This window comes from Stutzerimonas degradans (assembly GCF_024448505.1).
Classification (GTDB): Bacteria; Pseudomonadota; Gammaproteobacteria; order Pseudomonadales; family Pseudomonadaceae; genus Stutzerimonas; species Stutzerimonas degradans.
Genome location: NZ_JAMOHV010000011.1, coordinates 117,514 through 135,296, shown reverse-complemented (window position 1 = coordinate 135,296; position 17,783 = coordinate 117,514). Strand labels below are relative to the sequence as shown.

The window sequence follows — 17,783 nt, the reverse complement described above, 5'->3', positions numbered from 1 at the left end:
CGTCGACATCATGAACCTGCAGCGCGCCAGCCAGCTGATTCCGGCCGGCGACGACGGCCTGCACCGCGTGCAGTTCGACAACGGCGGCGAGCTCAAGGCCAAGACCCTGATCCTCGCCACCGGCGCGCGCTGGCGCGAAATGAACGTGCCCGGCGAGCAGGAATACCGCGGCCGTGGCGTCGCCTACTGTCCGCACTGTGACGGCCCGCTGTTCAAGGGCAAGCGCGTGGCGGTGATCGGTGGCGGCAACTCCGGCGTGGAAGCGGCCATCGACCTGGCCGGCATCGTCGCCCATGTCACCCTGCTGGAGTTCGGTGAAGAGCTGCGCGCCGACGCGGTGCTGCAGCGCAAGCTGTTCAGCCTGCCCAACGTTACCGTGCTGAAGATGGCGCAGACCACCGAGGTCAAGGGCGACGGCCAGAAGGTCACCGGCCTGGTCTACAAGGACCGCGCCAGCGAAGAAATGCACAGCGTCGAGCTGGAAGGAATCTTCGTGCAGATCGGCCTGCTGCCCAACAGCGAATGGCTCAAGGGCATCCTGGAGCTGAGCCGCTTCGGCGAGATCATCGTCGACGCCAAGGGCCAGACCAGCATCCCCGGCGTATTCGCCGCCGGTGACGTGACCACGGTGCCGTACAAGCAGATCGTGATCGCCGTCGGCGAAGGCGCCAAGGCTTCGCTGAGCGCCTTCGATCACCTGATCCGCACCTCCGCGCCGGCCTGATTGGCGTATCACGCAACGAAGAAGGGAGCCGGCCGGCTCCTTTTTTTATGCGCGCGGAAGCGCGCGGGCACCGTGACGGATGTTGCTCGGGACGGATCGTTGCGTTCGAGCCAGGGTCTACTTCCCAACAGCCGGCCGGCGCTGCTTGGCAGCGCGGATGCATCGCCGGCGTTGCGTACCTGCCCGAGCAGTCCAGGAGCTGTCCACGAAATGATCAATGCCGATAGATCGAACCCACGCCGGGTCGTGATGACCTACGCCAACCGCGCACGCGAGCCCGAGCACGAGCGCCGCGTCCATGCCGCTCTGGCCGAGCGGCTGGCCGGCTTGCTGGGGCTGAACTATGGCGGCGAGTACGAGCCGACCCGACGTCACGAAACCCAGCCCTATCTGGTGCCGTCCGGCACGGTGACCGGCCAGCGCGAGGCGCAGGAGCTCGGTCTTGCCGCAGAAGACGATCTGTTCGGCGGTGTGGTGCCGCACGCGTTCGTCGAAACCAAGGCCATCACCCATCCGCTGGTGCGCCCTGAGGCCGCCGCGCCGTTGGGTTGGTCGCGCGAGTTCGGTGCACGGGTCACGGACAGCGTGCTGTCCGGCTACAGCGTGTTCAGCCTGGAGGATGCGCACGATGCGGGCCGCCGCCTGCTGCACGAAGGCGCGCTGCGCATCAAGCCGGTGCGCGCCACCGGCGGGCGCGGCCAGCAGCGCATCGACGATCTCGAGGCGCTCGAAAAGGCGCTGGCGGCGCTTGACGAGCGCGAGCTGACGGAATTCGGTCTGGTGCTGGAAGGCCATCTGGAGCAGGTGACCACCTTCAGCGTCGGTCAGGTGCGGGTCGGCGGTCAGCTGGCCAGTTACTACGGCACGCAACGCCTGACCGTCGACAACGGCGGCGAGGAGGTCTACGGCGGATCGGACCTAGTGGTGGTGCGTGGCGACTTCGATGCGTTGCTGGCATTGGGTCTGGCCGAGGCCACCCGCCTGGCGGTTCGCCAGGCGCAGGTCTACGACGCGGCGGCCGCCGCTTGCTACCGGGGTTTCTTCGCCTCACGGCGCAATTACGACATTGCGCAGGGCGTCGACGGACGCGGCCAGCCGCGCTCCGGGGTGCTGGAGCAGTCCTGGCGGATCGGCGGCGCCAGCAGCGCCGAAGTGGCCGCGCTGCAGCGTTTTTGCGAGGACGATGCGGTGGCCGTGGTGCGCGCTTCGTCGGTGGAACTCTACGGCGAGCGGCAGGCTCCGCCCGAAGGCGCGACCGTGCTGTTTCGCGGCAACGATGCGGAGGTGGGCTTCATAACCAAATGCGTGAAGGTGGAGGACTATGGCAACCCATAGCGAGACGGTCGACATCCTCGTCGATGACGAACATATCGCCGGTACGTTCCTGACACCGCCGGAAAAGATGCCTGGCGTGCTGTTCGTGCACGGCTGGGGCGGTAGCCAGCAGCGCGATCTGACGCGGGCACGGGGGATCGCCGGGCTCGGCTGCATCTGCCTGTCGTTCGACCTGCGCGGGCATGCGCAGACGGCGGCGCAGCAGCAGACCGTGACCCGTGAGCAGAACCTGCGCGACCTGCTGGCCGCCTACGATCTGCTGGCCGCGCACCCGCATATCGACCCCGCAGCCATTGCCGTGGTCGGAACCAGTTATGGTGGGTATCTCGCGGCGATCCTCACCGCGCTGCGGCCGGTGAAATGGCTGGCGCTGCGGGTGCCGGCGCTGTACTGCGACGACGATTGGGACATGCCCAAGCGGCAGCTGGATCGCGACACGCTCAACCGCCTGCGCCGCCGTCATGTGCTGGCCGAGGAGAACCGCGCGCTGGCCGCCTGCGCGGCGTTCCGCGGTGACGTGCTGATCGTCGAGTCGGAAGACGACAGCTATGTGCCGCACGAGACGATCATGAGCTACCGCGCCGCGTTCCAGCGCACCCATTCGCTGACCCATCGCATCATCGATGGCGCCGATCACGCGCTGAGCAGCGAGCGCTGCCAGGAGGCCTACACCTCGATCCTGGTCGACTGGGCGACCGAGATGGTCATCGGTGCGCGCCTCGACGAACGCGCCCATGCCGGCTTCCGCCCGGTGGATGGCGCCTGACCCGGGCGCCGGTTCACTGCGGCGGCGTGGGCGGTGGCGGTGGGCCAACGAAGCGGCTCCAGCGGCGGTCCAGCACCTGCTGCTTGAGCACTTCGATGATGTCCACCAGCACTTCTTCCAGCGCCAGATCGGTGTGCTCGTCCTGGTAGAGCCAGGCCTCGAAGAATTCGTCGGCGAGATTCTGCGCCAGCGCCTGGAACTGCGGGCCGCGCAGTCCGTCGACAGCGCCCTGCAGCAGGCGGGCGACGATGTCGCGCAGGGCCTGATCGAGACTGTCGGCCATATGACCGCCGAGCGGCAGCCGGCGCAGCTTGTGCACCTGCGGATTGTCGGTGAGTGCCTGGTGCAGCAGGCCGTTCAGGTAACCCTCGATGGCGCCGCGATTGTCGCGATAGCCGACCTCCAGCATGGCCTGTAGGCGCCGCGCCAGATCGTCCAGCAGGCGCTGCTTGCGCGGTCGCACCACTTCGTCGATCAGCCGGCGGGCCAGGTCGTCGCTGGCGCCGATCTCCTGCTGCAGGCGACCGAACAGCCGGAGCATCACCCGGTCGGCCAGCTCCTCGATCAGCAGCACGTAGTAGCGATTGAGCACCCCGTACACCGCCCAGCCGCGCATGTCGATCAGCCCGAGACGCTGCAGGCGCACCAGCAGCGCGCCGATGCGCAGCACCCGCAGCCAGCGCAGGCCGGCCAGCGGAATGCAGCCAAGCACGTCGTACCAGTGGGCGAACGGGTAGTAGTACCAGCGCGCATAGCGCCGCTCGAACAGCGCCACGGTCCAGCCGAGCAGCACGTCGAGGATGAACAGGCTGACGAAGCCCAGATCGATGTACTGCAGGTTGCGATGGATGTGCTGTTCGTAGCGCTCGTGCAGCTGCGGCAGCCAGCGCGCCAGCGCCTCGTTGATCGGTTGCAGAAGGAACAGGCTGTCGAACAGCAGCAGCGCGAGGTTCACGCAGACCAGCAGAACGATGAACGCCTCCCACGCGGCGTGCAGACCCTCGCGGGTGCGCACGCGCGGGTCGAGCGGCTGTTCAGCCACGCGGTGCCTCGGCGGCCTGCCAGAGCACCTCGGCGCAACCCTGGCGCCGCGCGATCAGGCGCGCGGCGACGAACAGCAGATCGGACAGCCGATTGAGATAGCCCAGCAGCTCGCCGCGCAGGGGTTCGTCGGCATTCAGCTGCTGGCAGCGCCGCTCGGCGGTGCGCGCCATGCTGCGGCACAGGTGCGCCTGGGCGATCAGCCGCGAGCCGCCGGGCAGGATGAAGTCCTTCAGCGGGCCGAGTTCTTCGTTCCAGCGGTCGATGGCCGCCTCCAGACGGGTGATTTCCGCAGTCCCGAGGGCCTGGTAGTCCGGCATCGCCAGCTCGCCGCCGAGGTCGAACAGGCGATGCTGGCAGGGTGCGAGCACCGTCGTCAGCTCGGCCAGCGCGGGCCATTGCGCCTGCGCATCGGCCAGCTCGGCAAGCAGCAGACCGAGCTGGCTGTTGAGCGAATCGACCTCGCCCATCGCCTCCACGCGCGGGTGGCTCTTGGGCACGCGGCGGCCATCGCCCAGGCCGGTTTCGCCGGCATCGCCGGTACGGGTGTAGATTTTCGACAAACGATTGCCCATGCGGGATTCCTTGCGTCAGGCATTCGCCGGTTCGACCGGCGTCGCCAGTGGCAGGCGCAGGGTGAAGGTGCTGCCGTAGCCGGGCTGGCACTGCACCTCCATCTGCCCCTGGTGATTGTTGGTGATGATGAAATACGAAACGGAAAGACCCAGCCCGGTTCCCTGACCGACCTCCTTGGTGGTGAAGAACGGCTCGAAGATGCGCTTGCGCACCGCTTCCGGAATGCCGCCGCCGTTGTCCTCGACCTGGATTTCCGCCCACGGCGGATTGAGCCGGGTGCGCAGGATGATGCGTCCGGGCTCCGCGCCGCAGTGCTGGTGGATCGCCTGGGCGGCGTTCTTCAGCAGATTGAGCAGCACCTGCTCCAGCTCGTTGCCGATGCATGGCACGCGGTCGACCTGCGGATCGAAGTCGCGGACGATCTCGATCGACTTGAAATCGAATCCTTCGACCAGCGCGAAGTCGTTGCCGGCGATCTCCAGCGCCTGGTCGATCAGCAGCGGCAACTGGCAGTCGGCCAGCTGACGGTTGCTCATGCGACTGAAATTGAGCATGTGGCTGACGATCTTCGCCGCACGCGAGCCGGCCTGCTGGATGCCGTCGAGCAGCTGCGGCACCTCGCGCTTCAGTAGGTAGAGGTTGACTGCTTCGAGGCTGACGCCGGTTTCGGCGGCCGCTTCGCGATTGCGCTCCAGGTCCGCGGACAGCCGCCGGCGGATGTTCTGCGCGTTGTGCAGGATGGCGCCCAGCGGGTTGTTGATTTCGTGGGCCATGCCGGCCGCCAGTCCGCCGACCGAGAGCATCTTCTCGGACTGCACCATCATTTCTTCCATGTTGATGCGCTGGGTGATGTCGTCGATGCGGATTACCACGCCGCGGCCGCCACCGCCCATCAACGGGTAGAAGGTCAGCGCGTAGTGGCGCAGCTCGTCGTTGCGGCGCCAGGTGACGCGCTCGATCTTCTGCACTTGCTGGCGCTCGGAGGTGTGGCGGATCTGCGCGAGGAACGGCTTGAGCGGCTCGAAGGCGATGAACACCGGCTGGTTCAGTGCCTCGTCCAGCGGCGTGCCGGAGAGCACGCTGGCCTCCTGATTCCACTGGGTGACGTACAGCTGCTCATCCAGCGCGATGAGCGCCGAGGGCATCGAGTCGATGATGCTGTTGAGGTAGTTCTGGAAGCCGGTGAGCTTCTTCTCGATCTTGCTGCGCACCTGCACTTCCAGCTCCAGACGGCGATTGGAGGTGCGCGTTTCCTCGGCCAGGCCGCGGGCCTGATCGAAGGCATCCTGCGCATCGTCGCGGGCGCGTTTGAGCTGCTGCTCGCGTGCCTGCATGCGCGACAGCATGGTGTTGAAGGCGTCGGCCAGGCGGCCGATCTCGTCCTGGTTCTTCGGCAGCGCGCGCAGCGAGTAGTCCTCGTCACGCGTGACCTGGCGCGACAGCGCCTCCAGCTCGCGGATCGGCCGGGTAATCAGCAGGCGAATCTGCCGCGCCACCAGCAGCCACAGCAGCAGGCTGGCCAGCAGGATGGCGACGCTGGCGGTCAGGGTGCCGGTGTAGAAGGCGCCGGGCAGCTCACTGCTGGCGACCAGCAGCAGGTGGCCGGGACGCTCGTCGGGTTGCGGCAGCTCGACCAGCAGGCTGGCGCGGATTTCCCCGGCGCGCCAGGCCGCGACATCATCGAGCCGCTCCGGCAGCCGCAGGCGCTCACCGCGCTGCAGCTGCGCCAATTGGTTGCCGGAGGCGTCGTAGATCACCGCGGCACGCAGGGGTGAGTAGCCGTCGAGCCGCCGCAGTGCTGCATCGGCTGCGTCGGTGGAGGCCAGCACCTGCGTGCTCAGCGCCTCGCTGGCGAACAGCTCGCCGATGGTGTGCATGGCCTGCGGCGCCACGCTCTGGCGCGATATCCAGTAAGCGGCGCTGATGAAGGTGAGGTTGGACACCAGCAGCACGGCGGCGAGCAGGACGAGCAGGGCGATCAGCAGCTTGCGGCCGACCGGCAGGTTTTCGAGGCGCTGGCGCAGGGTCATGGCGGCCACGGATGACGTGAAGGACCTGCGCAGGGTAGCGGTGCCTCAGTCGACGGGCAATCCGCGGCGCAGCAGTTCGGCATGCAGGCGCTGCTGCACGGCGGCGAGCGCCGGTAGCTGCAGGCCGAGCCGGGCGGCACTGGCGCAGGCATGGCCGAGCAGGTAAGCGATCTCGGTGCGCTGGCCGCGCGCCACGTCTTGGTGCATCGACGAATAGTTGGCGGCGGTCGCTTCGATCACGCGCAGCACCTCGTCCGCCAGGCCCGTGGCAGCCTCGGGCTGGCCGCAGGCGCGCAGCAGCACGGCGAGTTCGTCGCACAGCGCCAGCACCTGCGCGCGATGGGCCAGCAGCGCGCCGTTGCGGCAGTCGTACAGCACTGTCAGCGGATTGATCGCGCAGTTCAGTGCCAGCTTGCGCCACAGGCGCGCCAGGATGTCCTCGCTCCACTGGTGAGCGATTCCCGCCGCACTCAGCGTCGCCAGCCAGTCCGGCGGCGTGGGGTCCTGCGGATCGCCCAGCCAGTTCTGTCCCTGGCCGGCGAACACCACGTCGAAGTCACCCTGGCGATAGGCGCCTTCGGTGCTGGAGACGAAGATGCAGCGCGCCTGCGGCCAGCGCCGGGCGACGGCCTGCTGGCTGCCGAGGCCGTTCTGCAGCAGCAGGATGTCGCAGCGCGGTGCCAGGCGCGCCGCCACGCTGGCGACCGCGGCTTCGGCGTCGTACGCCTTGCAGGCCACCAGCAGGCGGGTGATTGGCGTCGTCGCGGCGGCCAGTTCGGCCGGAATCGCCAGCCGCTGGGCCTCGCCGCCTTCGCTCAGGCGCAGGCCGCCGGCAGCCTGGTACGCCGCCAGGCGTTCAGGGTTGCGCAGGATCAGCCGTACCGGCGCGCCCGCGCGGGCCAGACGCGCGGCCCACAGACTGCCGAGGCTGCCTGCGCCGAGGACGTGCCAGGTAGTCATATCAGGCCGGCTGGCGCAGGCGCAGCGGGACGATGCGCCCGGTGCTGTAGGCGCTGGGCAGCAGCGCGCCGGCGCGCTCCAGCAGGGCCGGCGCTTCGAGCGGCAGACCGCGGGCGTCCAGCGTCAGCAGGCCGATGCCGGCCTTGAGCGAAATGAAGCCTTCGCTGCTCTTGAACGGCTTGAGGTTGAGCCCCTCGTGCAGACGCTTGAAGCTGCCCGGCGAGCAGCTCTCGATATCGTCTACCAGCGCCAGCACGCCGAAGTGCTGCTCATCGATGCGCACCAGCACATCCAGCGGGCGCACCAGCTGGCGCAGGCGCGCGGCCACCGCCCGCAGCAGTTCCACCTGAAAGGCCTCGCCGTAGCGCTCGTGCAGCGCTGGCATCTCGGGCAGGCCGACATGCAGGTAGCACAGCGCCGTGTCGCGGTTCGCCATCTGCCGCAGGCTGGCATCGAGGCGCTGCAGCAGGTGACGGGTATTGCCCAGACCGGTGAGCGGGTCGACCAGGCTGTTCTCTTCCAGGCTGGCGACGTTATCGGCGAGGCGGCGGTTCTCCTGCTTGAGCCGTTGCAGCGAGCCGCACAGGCGCTCGGCCGCGCGCACCCGGGGCAACAGCTGGTCATGCATCGCGGCCTTGCTGATGAAATCATCGACGCCGTGGTCGAACGCCTGGCCGAGCACATCGTCACCTTCGCGCCCGGTGAGCAGGATGATGTAGGTGTAGTGGCCGCTGGCGGCATCCTGCTGGCGCACCGCGGCGGTGAGCTGCAGCCCGTCGGTTTGCGGCATCAGCCAGTCGGCCAGCAGCACGTTGGTCGGGCGTTCGGCCATCAGCGCGAGTGCATCGTCCGCGCTGCTGGCGAAGCGGATATCGGTGTAACCAGCCTTACTGAGCGCACGGCCGATCATGACGCTGGAGAACTTGGCGTCGTCGACGACCAGAATCCCGAGGGAGGGGTTGGGCATGGGCAAGCTCAATCAATGGAGAGGGTGGACGTCCTGTCACGCTTTGCCGGGGTACCGGGCGGTATCACGTCGAACGGTTATAATGACGGCGCTTTTTTTACCGTCAAGCCAGGCGCGGGTCGGTCCGTGACCGTCGCGCTATCTATTTCTGGAGGAAGCCCCATGCCCTCGTTCGACGTGGTGTCCGAACTGGACAAGCACGAAGTCACCAACGCGATCGATAACGCGATCAAGGAGCTGGATCGTCGTTACGATCTGCGCGGCAAAGGAACGTTCGAGCAGAAGGAGCTGACCGTGCAGCTGACGGCCGACGCCGACTTCCAATTGGAGCAGATGATCGAGATCCTCAAGTTGAGCCTGGTCAAGCGCAAGATCGACATCCAGTGCCTGGAATACAAGGATCCGTATCCGTCCGGCAAGGTCGTCAAGCAGGAAATCGCACTGCGCGAAGGCATCGACAAGGAGCTGGCGAAGAAGATCGTCGCGCACATCAAGGACGCCAAGCTGAAGGTGCAGGCGGCGATCCAGGGCGAGCAGGTGCGTGTCACCGGCAAGAAGCGCGACGACTTGCAGGAGGCCATCGCTCACCTGCGCGCCAAGGATTTCGGCATGCCGCTGCAGTTCAACAACTTCCGCGACTGATCCGGCGCGCCGACGCGCCTGTTTCGTTTCCCGCGCCCGGCCAGTTCCGGGCGCCGTTTTTTTAAGGAGTCTGTCCGATGGACATGAGTGTGGATTATCTGGTCGGGCTGTCCGAGGCGTGGCTTCCGGTCGTACTGCAATACGGCAGCAAGGTGCTGCTGGCGCTGATCACGCTGCTGATCGGCTGGTGGCTGATCAATACGCTGACGGCACGGGTCGGCGCATTGCTGCGTCGGCGTCAGGTCGACCCGACGCTGCATGGCTTCATCGGCAGCCTGGCGGGGATCGTATTCAAGGTGCTGCTGCTGGTCAGCGTCGCCTCGATGATCGGGGTGGAAACCACGTCGTTCATTGCCGCCATCGGTGCCGCCGGTCTGGCGATCGGCCTGGCGCTGCAGGGCAGTCTGGCGAATTTCGCCGGTGGCGTGCTGATCCTGTTGTTCCGGCCGTTCCGTGTTGGCGAGTGGATCGAGGCGCAGGGAGTCAGCGGCACCGTCCACTCCATCCAGATCTTCCACACCGTGCTCAAGACCGGCGACAACAAGACTGTGGTGGTGCCCAACGGCAGTCTGTCCAACGGCCATATCACCAACTTTTCCCGCGAGCCGCGGCGCCGTGCGGAGATCAGCGTCGGCATCGACTACAGCAGCGATATCAAGCTGGCGCGTCGCATCCTGCTGGAGATCGCCGAGGACTCGCGCGTGCTGCGCGATCCCGAGCCGGTGGTGGTGGTCACTGCGCTGGGCGACAACGCCGTGACGCTGGTGCTGCGTGTGTGGGCGGCGACCGCCGATGTCGCTGCGGTGACCGCCGACTTCATGGAGCTGGCCAAGGAGCGGCTGATGGCTGCGGGTGTCGGCATTCCATTCCCGCAGCGGGTGGTGCATCTGGTGCAGGGCTGACGGAGGCTCAGGGCCGGGAAGTGGCCTCTTGGCCGGGGTCTTCGGGTTGCCGCAGCCCCCGGCGCCATTGCCAGACGATCAGCACCAGCGTCGGCACACCGAGCAGGGCGGTGACGAGGAAGAAGTCGCTGTAGCCCAGGTGTTCGACCATCACCCCCGAATAGCCGCCGAGCAGGCGTGGCAGCAGCAGCATCAGCGAGCTGAGCAGCGCGTACTGGGTGGCGGAGAACTTCAGGTTGGTCAGGCTCGACAGGTAGGCGACGAACGCCGTGGAGGCCAGCCCACCGCTGAAGTTGTCGCAGGAAATGGTGACGATCAGCATGTTCAGATTGGCGCCCATCTGCACCAGCGCCATGAACATCAGGTTGGTCGCCGCCGAGGCGACGCCGCCGATGAAGAGGATCGGCAAGATGCTGAAGCGCACGATCAGCAGTCCGCCGAATGCCGCGCCGAGCAGGGTCATGATCAGCCCGAACAGCTTGCTGACGCTGGCGATCTGGTCCTTGGAGAAGCCCTGGTCGATGTAGAACACGTTGGCCATCACGCCCATCACGGTGTCCGACATCCGGTAGGTGGCGATCAGCCCGAGCAGCAGTAGCGCCTGCCAGCGATAGCGCAGGATGAAGTCGGTGATCGGCGTCAGGACCGGCCCCATCAGGATGCGCCCGCGCGCTGACAGACAACCCCAGCAGATCAGCAGATACATGGTGCCGCGTGGCCAGTAGCCGCCCCAGTACGACTGGAACATGCCGGTGGTCGACACCATCAGGATGATCAGCACGATCACCGAAACCGCCTGGTGAGCGAAGTCGAAGCGCGGCGGACGCTGCTTCTGTCCGGCCTGATGAAGGATGTGGCGCACCGGGATCAGCAGCGAGCGGCCCACCGGCGAAATCGAACCGAGGATGAACAGCGCATAGAGCGTCGCGCGTGGCCAGGCCTGGGCGATCAGCGCGTTGATCATTGCGGGTACGGAAATCAGCAGCACCAGCAGCAGGCCGACGGCGGCGAGCTGGTGGTTGAAGGTGTAGCGCGCCGGCTCGTTGGGCAGCGGTGTGCCGGCATCCGGTTCGCGGATCACCAGGCTGGTGACCAGACCGGGCAGGATCAGCAACGCGAAGGCGAGATAGGTGAAGCTCCATGCCGCCTGGTTGTAATCCAGATTGCTCGAGCCCAACCACTCGGCGAGGAACAGGGCACCGGCGCTGGCCAGCAGCATGGCGATGCGGTAACCGGTCATGTAGCTGGCCGCCAGGGTCGCCTGCAGCTTGTCCTCGGCGATTTCCAGACGGTAGGCGTCGATGGCGATGTCCTGGGTGGCGGAAGAAAACGCCACCAGTACCGCCAGGGCGATCAGCAGGGTCAGGTTGTGCTGCGGATTGCACAGCGCCATGCCGACCAGGCCGAGGGCGATCAGCGCTTGCGAGAGCACCAGCCACGAGCGTCGCCGCCCGAGGGCGCCGATCCACGGCAGGCGCCACTGGTCGAGCATCGGCGACCAGACCCACTTGAAGGCGTAGGCCAGGCTGATCCAGCTGGCGAAACCGATGGTTTCCCGTGACACGCCCGCTTCGCGCAACCACACCGAGAGTGTGGAGAACACCAGCACGGCGGGCAGTCCCGCGGCGAACCCCAGCAGCAGCAGGGCCAGGCTGGCGGGGCTGGCATAGGCGGCGAGGGCATCGCGCCAGGTTTCACGGGACATACATCGACAATCTGTGGCGGCTGGACGGAGCGCGCACTCTAACCGCTGTGCTCCGTCGAATGCCAGCCGTGGCGACGCATGTCCACGCGGTCGTTGCGGATGGTCAGGCCCTCGGCGCGCAGGCGCATGCGCTGCTCGTGCCCGGCGGGACTGCCGGCCGGCAGACTGAGGCGGCCACCGGCGGCGATGACCCGGTGCCACGGCAGGCGCGTGTCATCCGGCAGTTGCGCCATCAGCCGGCCGACCCAGCGTGCGGCGCGGCCGAGGCCGGCGATGGCGGCCAGTTCGCCGTAACTGATCACCTTGCCCGGCGGAATCTGCGCCATCACCAGATAGACGGCGGCGCGGCGTGCCTCGGCATCGGCGCCGGGCGGTAGCAGGGGCGAAGGCTCGTGCATGTGACGCTTCCTCGGGTGGCAGGCCGTCGTGTTGGAAATGAACCGGATTCCCGTTCGGCGGTCTGTGGTTGCTGGAGCAAGAAGCATAAGGATAATGCCAGCCTTTCAACCGTTTATGACCAGATTTGCTCACTTCTATGTTTTTTCGACCCCTGCTTTGCCTCTCCCTTTGCGCTTTCGCGCTGCCCACCCTGGCCGATACCGTCTGGCTGAAAAACGGTGATCGCCTGACCGGCAAGATCAGCGTGCTCGATGGCGGCAAGCTGCTGATCGAGACCAGCTACGGCGGTTCCATCCCGCTCAAGTGGAACCAGATCGCCACGCTGGAAAGCGATCAGAAACTGCTCGTCAAACAGGGCGATACGGTTGGCGAGGTGGCGAAGTCGCTGCAGGCGTCCGAGCCTGGAAAGGTCACGCTGGTCAACGGCGGCGCACCGCGTACCGTCGAGCTGGCCAGCATCTCGCAGATCATCCATCCCAAGCCGCTGATCCAGGACTTCACCTGGAAGGGCAACGTCGACGTGGCGATGGACTACAAGCGCGCCGAAACCGATACCGATGACTACGACGTGTCCTTCGATACCAAGGCGCGCCACGGTCTCTGGCGGCACAACGGCGCGGCCAGCTACAACCGCGAGTACCGCGACGGCGTCACCGTGACCGACAACTGGGACGCCGAATACGCGCTCGACCGTTTCATCGACGAGCACTGGTTCTGGCAGGGGCGGCTGAATTACAAGCGCGACCAGATCGAGGACGTGCGGCGCCAGCGCACCATCGGTACCGGTCCGGGTTACCAGTTCTGGGACAACGACCTGGGCGCATTCTCGCTGGCCGCGCTGATCAACCGCAGCGACTACGAGTTCGCCGACGGCTCGGAGGAGGATTTCTACCTCGCCGCGCTGAAGTGGGACTACAACCGTTATCTGGTGGGCAAGACGTTCGAGCTGTTCAGCAGTGGCGAGCTGGGCAAGCCGCTGGAAAGCGTCGCCGATTACGCGCTGGATGCCGAGGTGGGGCTGCGCTACAAGGTGACCGACTGGGCCTCGCTGAACATGAAGGCCGAGAAGGACATCATCAGCGGCGCCGAGGAAAGCCTCGACGAAACCCGCTACAGCATCGGCTTCGGCGTCGGCTGGTAAGGTGCGCTGAGCGTGCCGAAGAAGAAGGGCAGCCTACGGGCTGCCCTTCTTCTTATATAGGCTGCGTCTGGCTCACAGGCGCAGACCGCCATCCAGCTCGAGGATGCGCCCGGTGTAGTAGTCGTTCTCGAAGATATAAGCCACCGAATGGGCGATCTCGGCGGGCTTGCCCATGCGCCGGAGCGGAATGCCGGCGGTCATCTTCTCCAGCGCCTCGGGTTTCATGCTGGCGACCATCTCGGTCTCGATGAAGCCCGGCGCCACGCCGGCGACGCGAATGCCGTAGCGCGCCAGCTCCTTGGCCCACACCACGGTGGCCGAGGCCACGCCGGCCTTGGCCGCGGAGTAGTTGGTCTGGCCCATGTTGCCGGCACGGGAGATCGAGGAGATGTTGACGATCGCGCCCTGGCTCTGCAGCTCGACCATCTTCGCCGCGACTTCGCGGGTGCAGAGGAACACGCCGGTCAGGTTGACGTCGATCACCGCCTGCCACTGCGCCAGGCTCATCTTGCTGATCTCGCCGTCCTTGACCTTGAGCAGCAGGCCGTCGCGCAGGATGCCGGCATTGTTCACCAGACCATGCAGGCCGCCGAAGTCTTCGACCACGCGCGTGACCATGTCGCTGACCTGCGCCTCGTCGGCGACGTTGCACAAGTAGGCGCGGGCGTCGCCGCCGGCGGCCTTGCAGGCGGCGACAGCCTCGTCCAGACGCTCCTGGTTGAGGTCCACCAGCGCCAGTCGCGCGCCCTTGCTCGCCAGATGCTCGGCCATGGCCCGGCCGAGACCCTGGCCGCCGCCGGTAATGATGATGACCTTGTCTTGTAGCTGCATGCCCATCTCCTTCTTGTTGTCTCGCTGCGAGAACCCCGCTCGCGGGGGAAACCGTTATGCTGATCGCCCTGTCGAACCCGCCCTGTGAGGAGCCCCTGTGAGCGCTGAAGCCGCCAAGCATGCCCGACAACTTCTGCTCAAGGAATATCGCGGTGTGCTCTCCACCCACTCCCAGGCCATGCCGGGTTTCCCCTTCGGCTCGGTGGTGCCGTACTGCCTGGACGCCGAAGGCTGGCCGCTGATCCTGATCAGTCGGATCGCCCAGCACACGCGCAATCTCAAGGCCGACGGACGCTGCTCGCTGCTGGTCGGCGAGCGCGCCGCCGCCGATGTGCAGGCCGCCGGTCGCCTCACGCTGCTGGCCGAAGCACGTCAGCTGAGCGAGGCGGCGGATATCGAGGCGGCCGCGCAGCGCTATTACCGTTATTTCCCCGAGTCGCGCGATTACCATCGGGTGCACGATTTCGATTTCTGGCGCTTGGAACCGGTGCGCTGGCGCTACATCGGCGGTTTCGGCGCGATCCACTGGCTGGACCGCGTGGCGCTGGCCAATCCCTTTGCCGCCGGCGATGGCGCGGCGGAGCGGGGCATGGTCGAGCACATGAACGATGACCATGCGCCGGCCATCGCGCGCTACGTCGCCCAGGCCGGCTTGCCTGGCACCGAGCCGGCGCAGATGGCCGGTATCGACAGCGAGGGTTTTCACCTGCGCATCGGTCAGGCGCTGCACTGGCTGCCCTTCGCCGAACCCTGCGAAACACCGCTGGCGGTGCGCCAGGCGCTGGTGGCGATGGCGCGTGGCTGAGCGGATTCAGCTTCGCGTCAGGCAGGCTTTCGCATAATCCGCTTACAGACTGCGTCGCGTGTGGGTTGAATTCGGCCTGCGGCGTCGTCATCTACAGGTGACTGGAAGCCTATCTTCCGCCAAGGATCATCGATGCGAATCTTCTTTCTGCTGTTCCTGTTGTTTCCGCTGGCCGAGCTGTACGTGCTGATCAAGGTCGGCAGCTCCATCGGCGCGCTGGCGACCATCCTGCTGCTGGTGCTCAGCGGCATTGCCGGCGTTCTGTTGATGCGCCTGGCCGGCTTCGCCACTGCCTGGCGCGCGCGGGAGCGACTGGCGCGCGGCGAGCTGCCCGAGCGCGAGATGCTGCAGGGGCTGATGCTGGCGCTGGGCGGCGGCCTGCTGTTCCTACCGGGGTTCATCAGTGACGTGCTGGCGCTGATCGTGCTGTTTCCGCCGAGCCGCAATTTCCTCTTCCGTCTGGTCAACCGGCGAATCGAGGAGCAGGTGCGCCGCCAGCGTGCCTTTGCCGACGACCTGCAGGCGCGTTCCGGTCCGCAACGGCCGAACGTCATCGAAGGCGAATGGGAACGCCGCGATCGCGATCAGTGAGTGTCACCTCCGGCATGTCATTCGACATGCCGGTTCTGTTTTTCTGCCACGAAAATTTCATCCGCGCCCCTTGAAATGCTCTTGAACGCCCGCATGTAGCGGACACCGCAAGGTCGCTGTCGTGTTCGACAGTCCGTCTTCTGCGGCTCGCGTAGCGGGCCGCAACCGGCACCGCCGGATTCGTCAACCCGCCGATCACCTGGATCGGCATGGAACAACTCAGTTAGGAGAGATCGACAATGAAGCTTCGTCCTCTGCATGACCGCGTCGTGATTCGTCGCAGCGAAGAAGAAACCAAGACCGCAGGCGGCATCGTCCTGCCGGGCTCCGCTGCCGAAAAGCCGAACCGTGGCGAAGTCGTCGCTGTAGGCACTGGTCGCGTTCTGGACAACGGCGAAGTCCGCGCCCTGGCCGTGAAGGTCGGTGACAAGGTGGTGTTCGGCCCGTACTCCGGCAGCAACACCGTCAAGGTCGACGGCGAAGATCTGCTGGTGATGAGCGAGAACGAAATCCTCGCCGTCGTCGAAGCCTGATCACCGCGAATCTCCATCGATAATTCAAGAATTGAGGATCAATCAACATGGCTGCTAAAGAAGTCAAATTCGGCGATTCCGCACGCAAGAAGATGCTGGTTGGCGTGAACGTCCTGGCTGACGCTGTCAAGGCGACCCTCGGCCCGAAAGGCCGCAACGTCGTGCTGGAGAAGAGCTTCGGTGCTCCGACCATCACCAAGGACGGCGTTTCCGTCGCCAAGGAAATCGAGCTGAAGGATCGCTTCGAGAACATGGGCGCTCAGCTGGTCAAGGACGTTGCGTCCAAGGCCAACGACGAGGCCGGTGACGGCACCACCACCGCTACCGTGCTGGCTCAGGCCATCGTCAACGAAGGCCTGAAGGCCGTCGCTGCCGGCATGAACCCGATGGACCTGAAGCGCGGCATCGACAAGGCCACCATCGCCATCGTCGCCGAGCTGAAGAACCTGGCCAAGCCGTGCACCGACTCCAAGGCCATCGCCCAGGTCGGCACCATCTCCGCCAACTCCGACTCCTCCATCGGTGACATCATCGCCGAAGCCATGGAGCGCGTAGGCAAGGAAGGCGTGATCACCGTCGAAGAAGGTTCGGGTCTGGAGAACGAACTGTCCGTCGTCGAAGGCATGCAGTTCGACCGCGGCTACCTGTCGCCGTACTTCATCAACAAGCCGGACACCATGGTTGCCGAGCTGGACAGCCCGCTGCTGCTGCTGGTCGACAAGAAGATCAGCAACATCCGTGAACTGCTGCCGGTGCTGGAAGCCGTTGCCAAGTCCGGTCGTCCGCTGCTGATCGTTGCCGAAGACGTCGAAGGCGAAGCCCTGGCTACCCTGGTGGTCAACAACATGCGCGGCATCGTCAAGGTTGCTGCGGTCAAGGCCCCGGGCTTTGGCGATCGCCGCAAGGCCATGCTGCAGGACATCGCCATCCTGACCGGCGGTACCGTGATTTCCGAAGAAGTCGGCCTGAGCCTGGAAACCGCTACCCTGGAGCACCTGGGTAACGCCAAGCGCGTCGTGCTGAACAAGGAAAACACCACCATCATCGACGGCGCTGGCGCCCAGGCTGATATCGAAGCCCGCGTTGCCCAGATCCGCAAGCAGGTCGAAGACACCACTTCCGACTACGACAAAGAGAAGCTGCAAGAGCGTCTGGCCAAGCTGGCCGGCGGTGTTGCCGTAATCAAGGTCGGTGCTGGCACCGAAGTCGAGATGAAAGAGAAGAAGGCCCGCGTTGAAGACGCCCTGCACGCGACCCGTGCAGCCGTCGAAGAAGGCGTGGTTCCTGGCGGTGGCGTTGCCCTGGTGCGCGCTCTGCAGGCCATCTCCGAGCTGAAGGGCGAGAACGAAGACCAGAACGTCGGCATCGCGCTGCTGCGTCGCGCCGTCGAGGCTCCGCTGCGTCAGATCGTTGCCAACGCCGGTGGCGAGCCGAGCGTGGTGGTCGACAAGGTCAAGCAAGGTTCGGGTAACTATGGCTTCAACGCCGCTTCCGACACCTACGGCGACATGATCGAGATGGGCATCCTCGATCCGGCCAAGGTCACCCGTTCCGCGCTGCAAGCTGCCTCTTCCATTGGCGGCCTGATGGTCACCACCGAAGCGATGGTTGCCGAGATCGTGGAAGACAAGCCGGCCCCGGCCATGCCGGACATGGGCGGCATGGGTGGCATGGGCGGCATGATGTAAGCCGACCGGCCCCTTCGCTGTAAAAGAAAAACCCCGCCTCGTGCGGGGTTTTTTATTGCGCGGGATTTTCGGATGGGAAAAGTGGCATGCCACCGCCGCGCTGACCGTCTGTCGCAAAGCGCGATGGCTCTCCGAGGCTGTACTACG

General features: G+C 65.9%; 18 protein-coding genes. 10 read left to right on the top strand and 8 right to left on the bottom strand.

All coding sequences use genetic code 11. The annotated features are described in order from the left end of the window. The 3 genes from NAV27_RS14805 to NAV27_RS14795 all read left to right on the top strand — a co-directional run. A partial coding sequence (locus NAV27_RS14805) for an FAD-dependent oxidoreductase (protein WP_256055307.1) occupies positions 1-724 on the top strand: 724 nt, incomplete at its 5' end. 210 nt (positions 725-934) lie between these two features. Next, entirely contained in the window at positions 935-2,059 is a 1,125-nt protein-coding gene (locus NAV27_RS14800) for a DUF3182 family protein (RefSeq protein ID WP_102828713.1), read from the top strand. After that, positions 2,046-2,825 carry an alpha/beta hydrolase family protein gene (locus tag NAV27_RS14795; RefSeq protein WP_008567028.1) on the top strand — a complete coding sequence of 260 codons (780 nt, stop codon included), beginning with the start codon at positions 2,046-2,048 and terminating at the stop codon, positions 2,823-2,825. Before NAV27_RS14800 ends, NAV27_RS14795 begins: the two co-directional genes overlap by 14 nt. Before the next feature lie 13 nt (positions 2,826-2,838). On the opposite strand, the gene NAV27_RS14790 is transcribed toward NAV27_RS14795, so the two are convergent. The 5 genes from NAV27_RS14790 to NAV27_RS14770 are packed head-to-tail and all read right to left on the bottom strand — an operon-like array spanning position 2,839 to position 8,399. After that, positions 2,839-3,867: an ion transporter gene (locus tag NAV27_RS14790; RefSeq protein ID WP_102828714.1), complete on the bottom strand. Its 1,029-nt coding sequence runs from the start codon at positions 3,865-3,867 to the stop codon at positions 2,839-2,841. Further along, positions 3,860-4,441 (bottom strand): cob(I)yrinic acid a,c-diamide adenosyltransferase, encoded by a 582-nt coding sequence (locus tag NAV27_RS14785; RefSeq protein WP_102828715.1) that lies wholly within the window; start codon positions 4,439-4,441, stop codon positions 3,860-3,862. The genes NAV27_RS14790 and NAV27_RS14785 overlap by 8 nt, the downstream gene beginning before the upstream one ends. A 15-nt stretch (positions 4,442-4,456) precedes the next feature. Next, entirely contained in the window at positions 4,457-6,472 is a 2,016-nt protein-coding gene (locus tag NAV27_RS14780; RefSeq protein ID WP_102828955.1) for a HAMP domain-containing sensor histidine kinase, read from the bottom strand. A gap of 45 nt (positions 6,473-6,517) precedes the next feature. Next, positions 6,518-7,432, bottom strand: coding sequence for a putative 2-dehydropantoate 2-reductase (locus NAV27_RS14775; protein ID WP_102828716.1), 915 nt, complete (start codon positions 7,430-7,432; stop codon positions 6,518-6,520). Between the two features lies 1 nt (position 7,433). After that, the gene (locus NAV27_RS14770) at positions 7,434-8,399 is read right to left on the bottom strand and encodes a response regulator (RefSeq protein ID WP_008567738.1); all 966 of its coding nucleotides are present in this window, start codon (positions 8,397-8,399) and stop codon (positions 7,434-7,436) included. 162 nt (positions 8,400-8,561) lie between these two features. Here NAV27_RS14770 and NAV27_RS14765 point away from each other — a divergent pair, with 162 nt between their 5' ends. Beyond that, entirely contained in the window at positions 8,562-9,041 is a 480-nt protein-coding gene (locus tag NAV27_RS14765; RefSeq protein ID WP_102828717.1) for a YajQ family cyclic di-GMP-binding protein, read from the top strand. Positions 9,042-9,118: 77 nt separating this feature from the next. Further along, positions 9,119-9,943, top strand: coding sequence for a mechanosensitive ion channel family protein (locus NAV27_RS14760; RefSeq protein ID WP_102828718.1), 825 nt, complete (start codon positions 9,119-9,121; stop codon positions 9,941-9,943). A gap of 7 nt (positions 9,944-9,950) precedes the next feature. Here NAV27_RS14760 and NAV27_RS14755 read toward each other — a convergent pair whose 3' ends face one another. Continuing rightward, positions 9,951-11,648, bottom strand: coding sequence for an AmpG family muropeptide MFS transporter (locus NAV27_RS14755; RefSeq protein WP_102828719.1), 1,698 nt, complete (start codon positions 11,646-11,648; stop codon positions 9,951-9,953). Between the two features lie 38 nt (positions 11,649-11,686). Further along, positions 11,687-12,046 carry an MGMT family protein gene (locus tag NAV27_RS14750; protein ID WP_008567734.1) on the bottom strand — a complete coding sequence of 120 codons (360 nt, stop codon included), beginning with the start codon at positions 12,044-12,046 and terminating at the stop codon, positions 11,687-11,689. Positions 12,047-12,183: 137 nt separating this feature from the next. Here NAV27_RS14750 and NAV27_RS14745 point away from each other — a divergent pair, with 137 nt between their 5' ends. Next, positions 12,184-13,188 carry a DUF481 domain-containing protein gene (locus tag NAV27_RS14745; RefSeq protein WP_008567733.1) on the top strand — a complete coding sequence of 335 codons (1,005 nt, stop codon included), beginning with the start codon at positions 12,184-12,186 and terminating at the stop codon, positions 13,186-13,188. Between the two features lie 72 nt (positions 13,189-13,260). On the opposite strand, the gene NAV27_RS14740 is transcribed toward NAV27_RS14745, so the two are convergent. Next, the gene (locus NAV27_RS14740; RefSeq protein ID WP_008567731.1) at positions 13,261-14,019 is read right to left on the bottom strand and encodes an SDR family oxidoreductase; all 759 of its coding nucleotides are present in this window, start codon (positions 14,017-14,019) and stop codon (positions 13,261-13,263) included. Between the two features lie 97 nt (positions 14,020-14,116). Here NAV27_RS14740 and NAV27_RS14735 point away from each other — a divergent pair, with 97 nt between their 5' ends. The 4 genes from NAV27_RS14735 to groL all read left to right on the top strand — a co-directional run bounded on the left by NAV27_RS14735 (position 14,117) and on the right by groL (position 17,636). Then, positions 14,117-14,824: a HugZ family pyridoxamine 5'-phosphate oxidase gene (locus NAV27_RS14735; RefSeq protein ID WP_102828720.1), complete on the top strand. Its 708-nt coding sequence runs from the start codon at positions 14,117-14,119 to the stop codon at positions 14,822-14,824. A 132-nt stretch (positions 14,825-14,956) separates the two neighbouring features. Then, complete coding sequence (locus tag NAV27_RS14730; protein ID WP_043297515.1) at positions 14,957-15,415, top strand: FxsA family protein; 459 nt, start codon at positions 14,957-14,959, stop codon at positions 15,413-15,415. Positions 15,416-15,654: 239 nt separating this feature from the next. Continuing rightward, a complete protein-coding gene (locus tag NAV27_RS14725; protein WP_003294630.1) occupies positions 15,655-15,948 on the top strand; it encodes a co-chaperone GroES in 294 nt (97 codons plus the stop codon). A 47-nt stretch (positions 15,949-15,995) separates the two neighbouring features. Next, positions 15,996-17,636 carry a chaperonin GroEL gene (gene groL, locus NAV27_RS14720; RefSeq protein ID WP_008567726.1) on the top strand — a complete coding sequence of 547 codons (1,641 nt, stop codon included), beginning with the start codon at positions 15,996-15,998 and terminating at the stop codon, positions 17,634-17,636. Positions 17,637-17,783 lie beyond the last annotated feature (147 nt).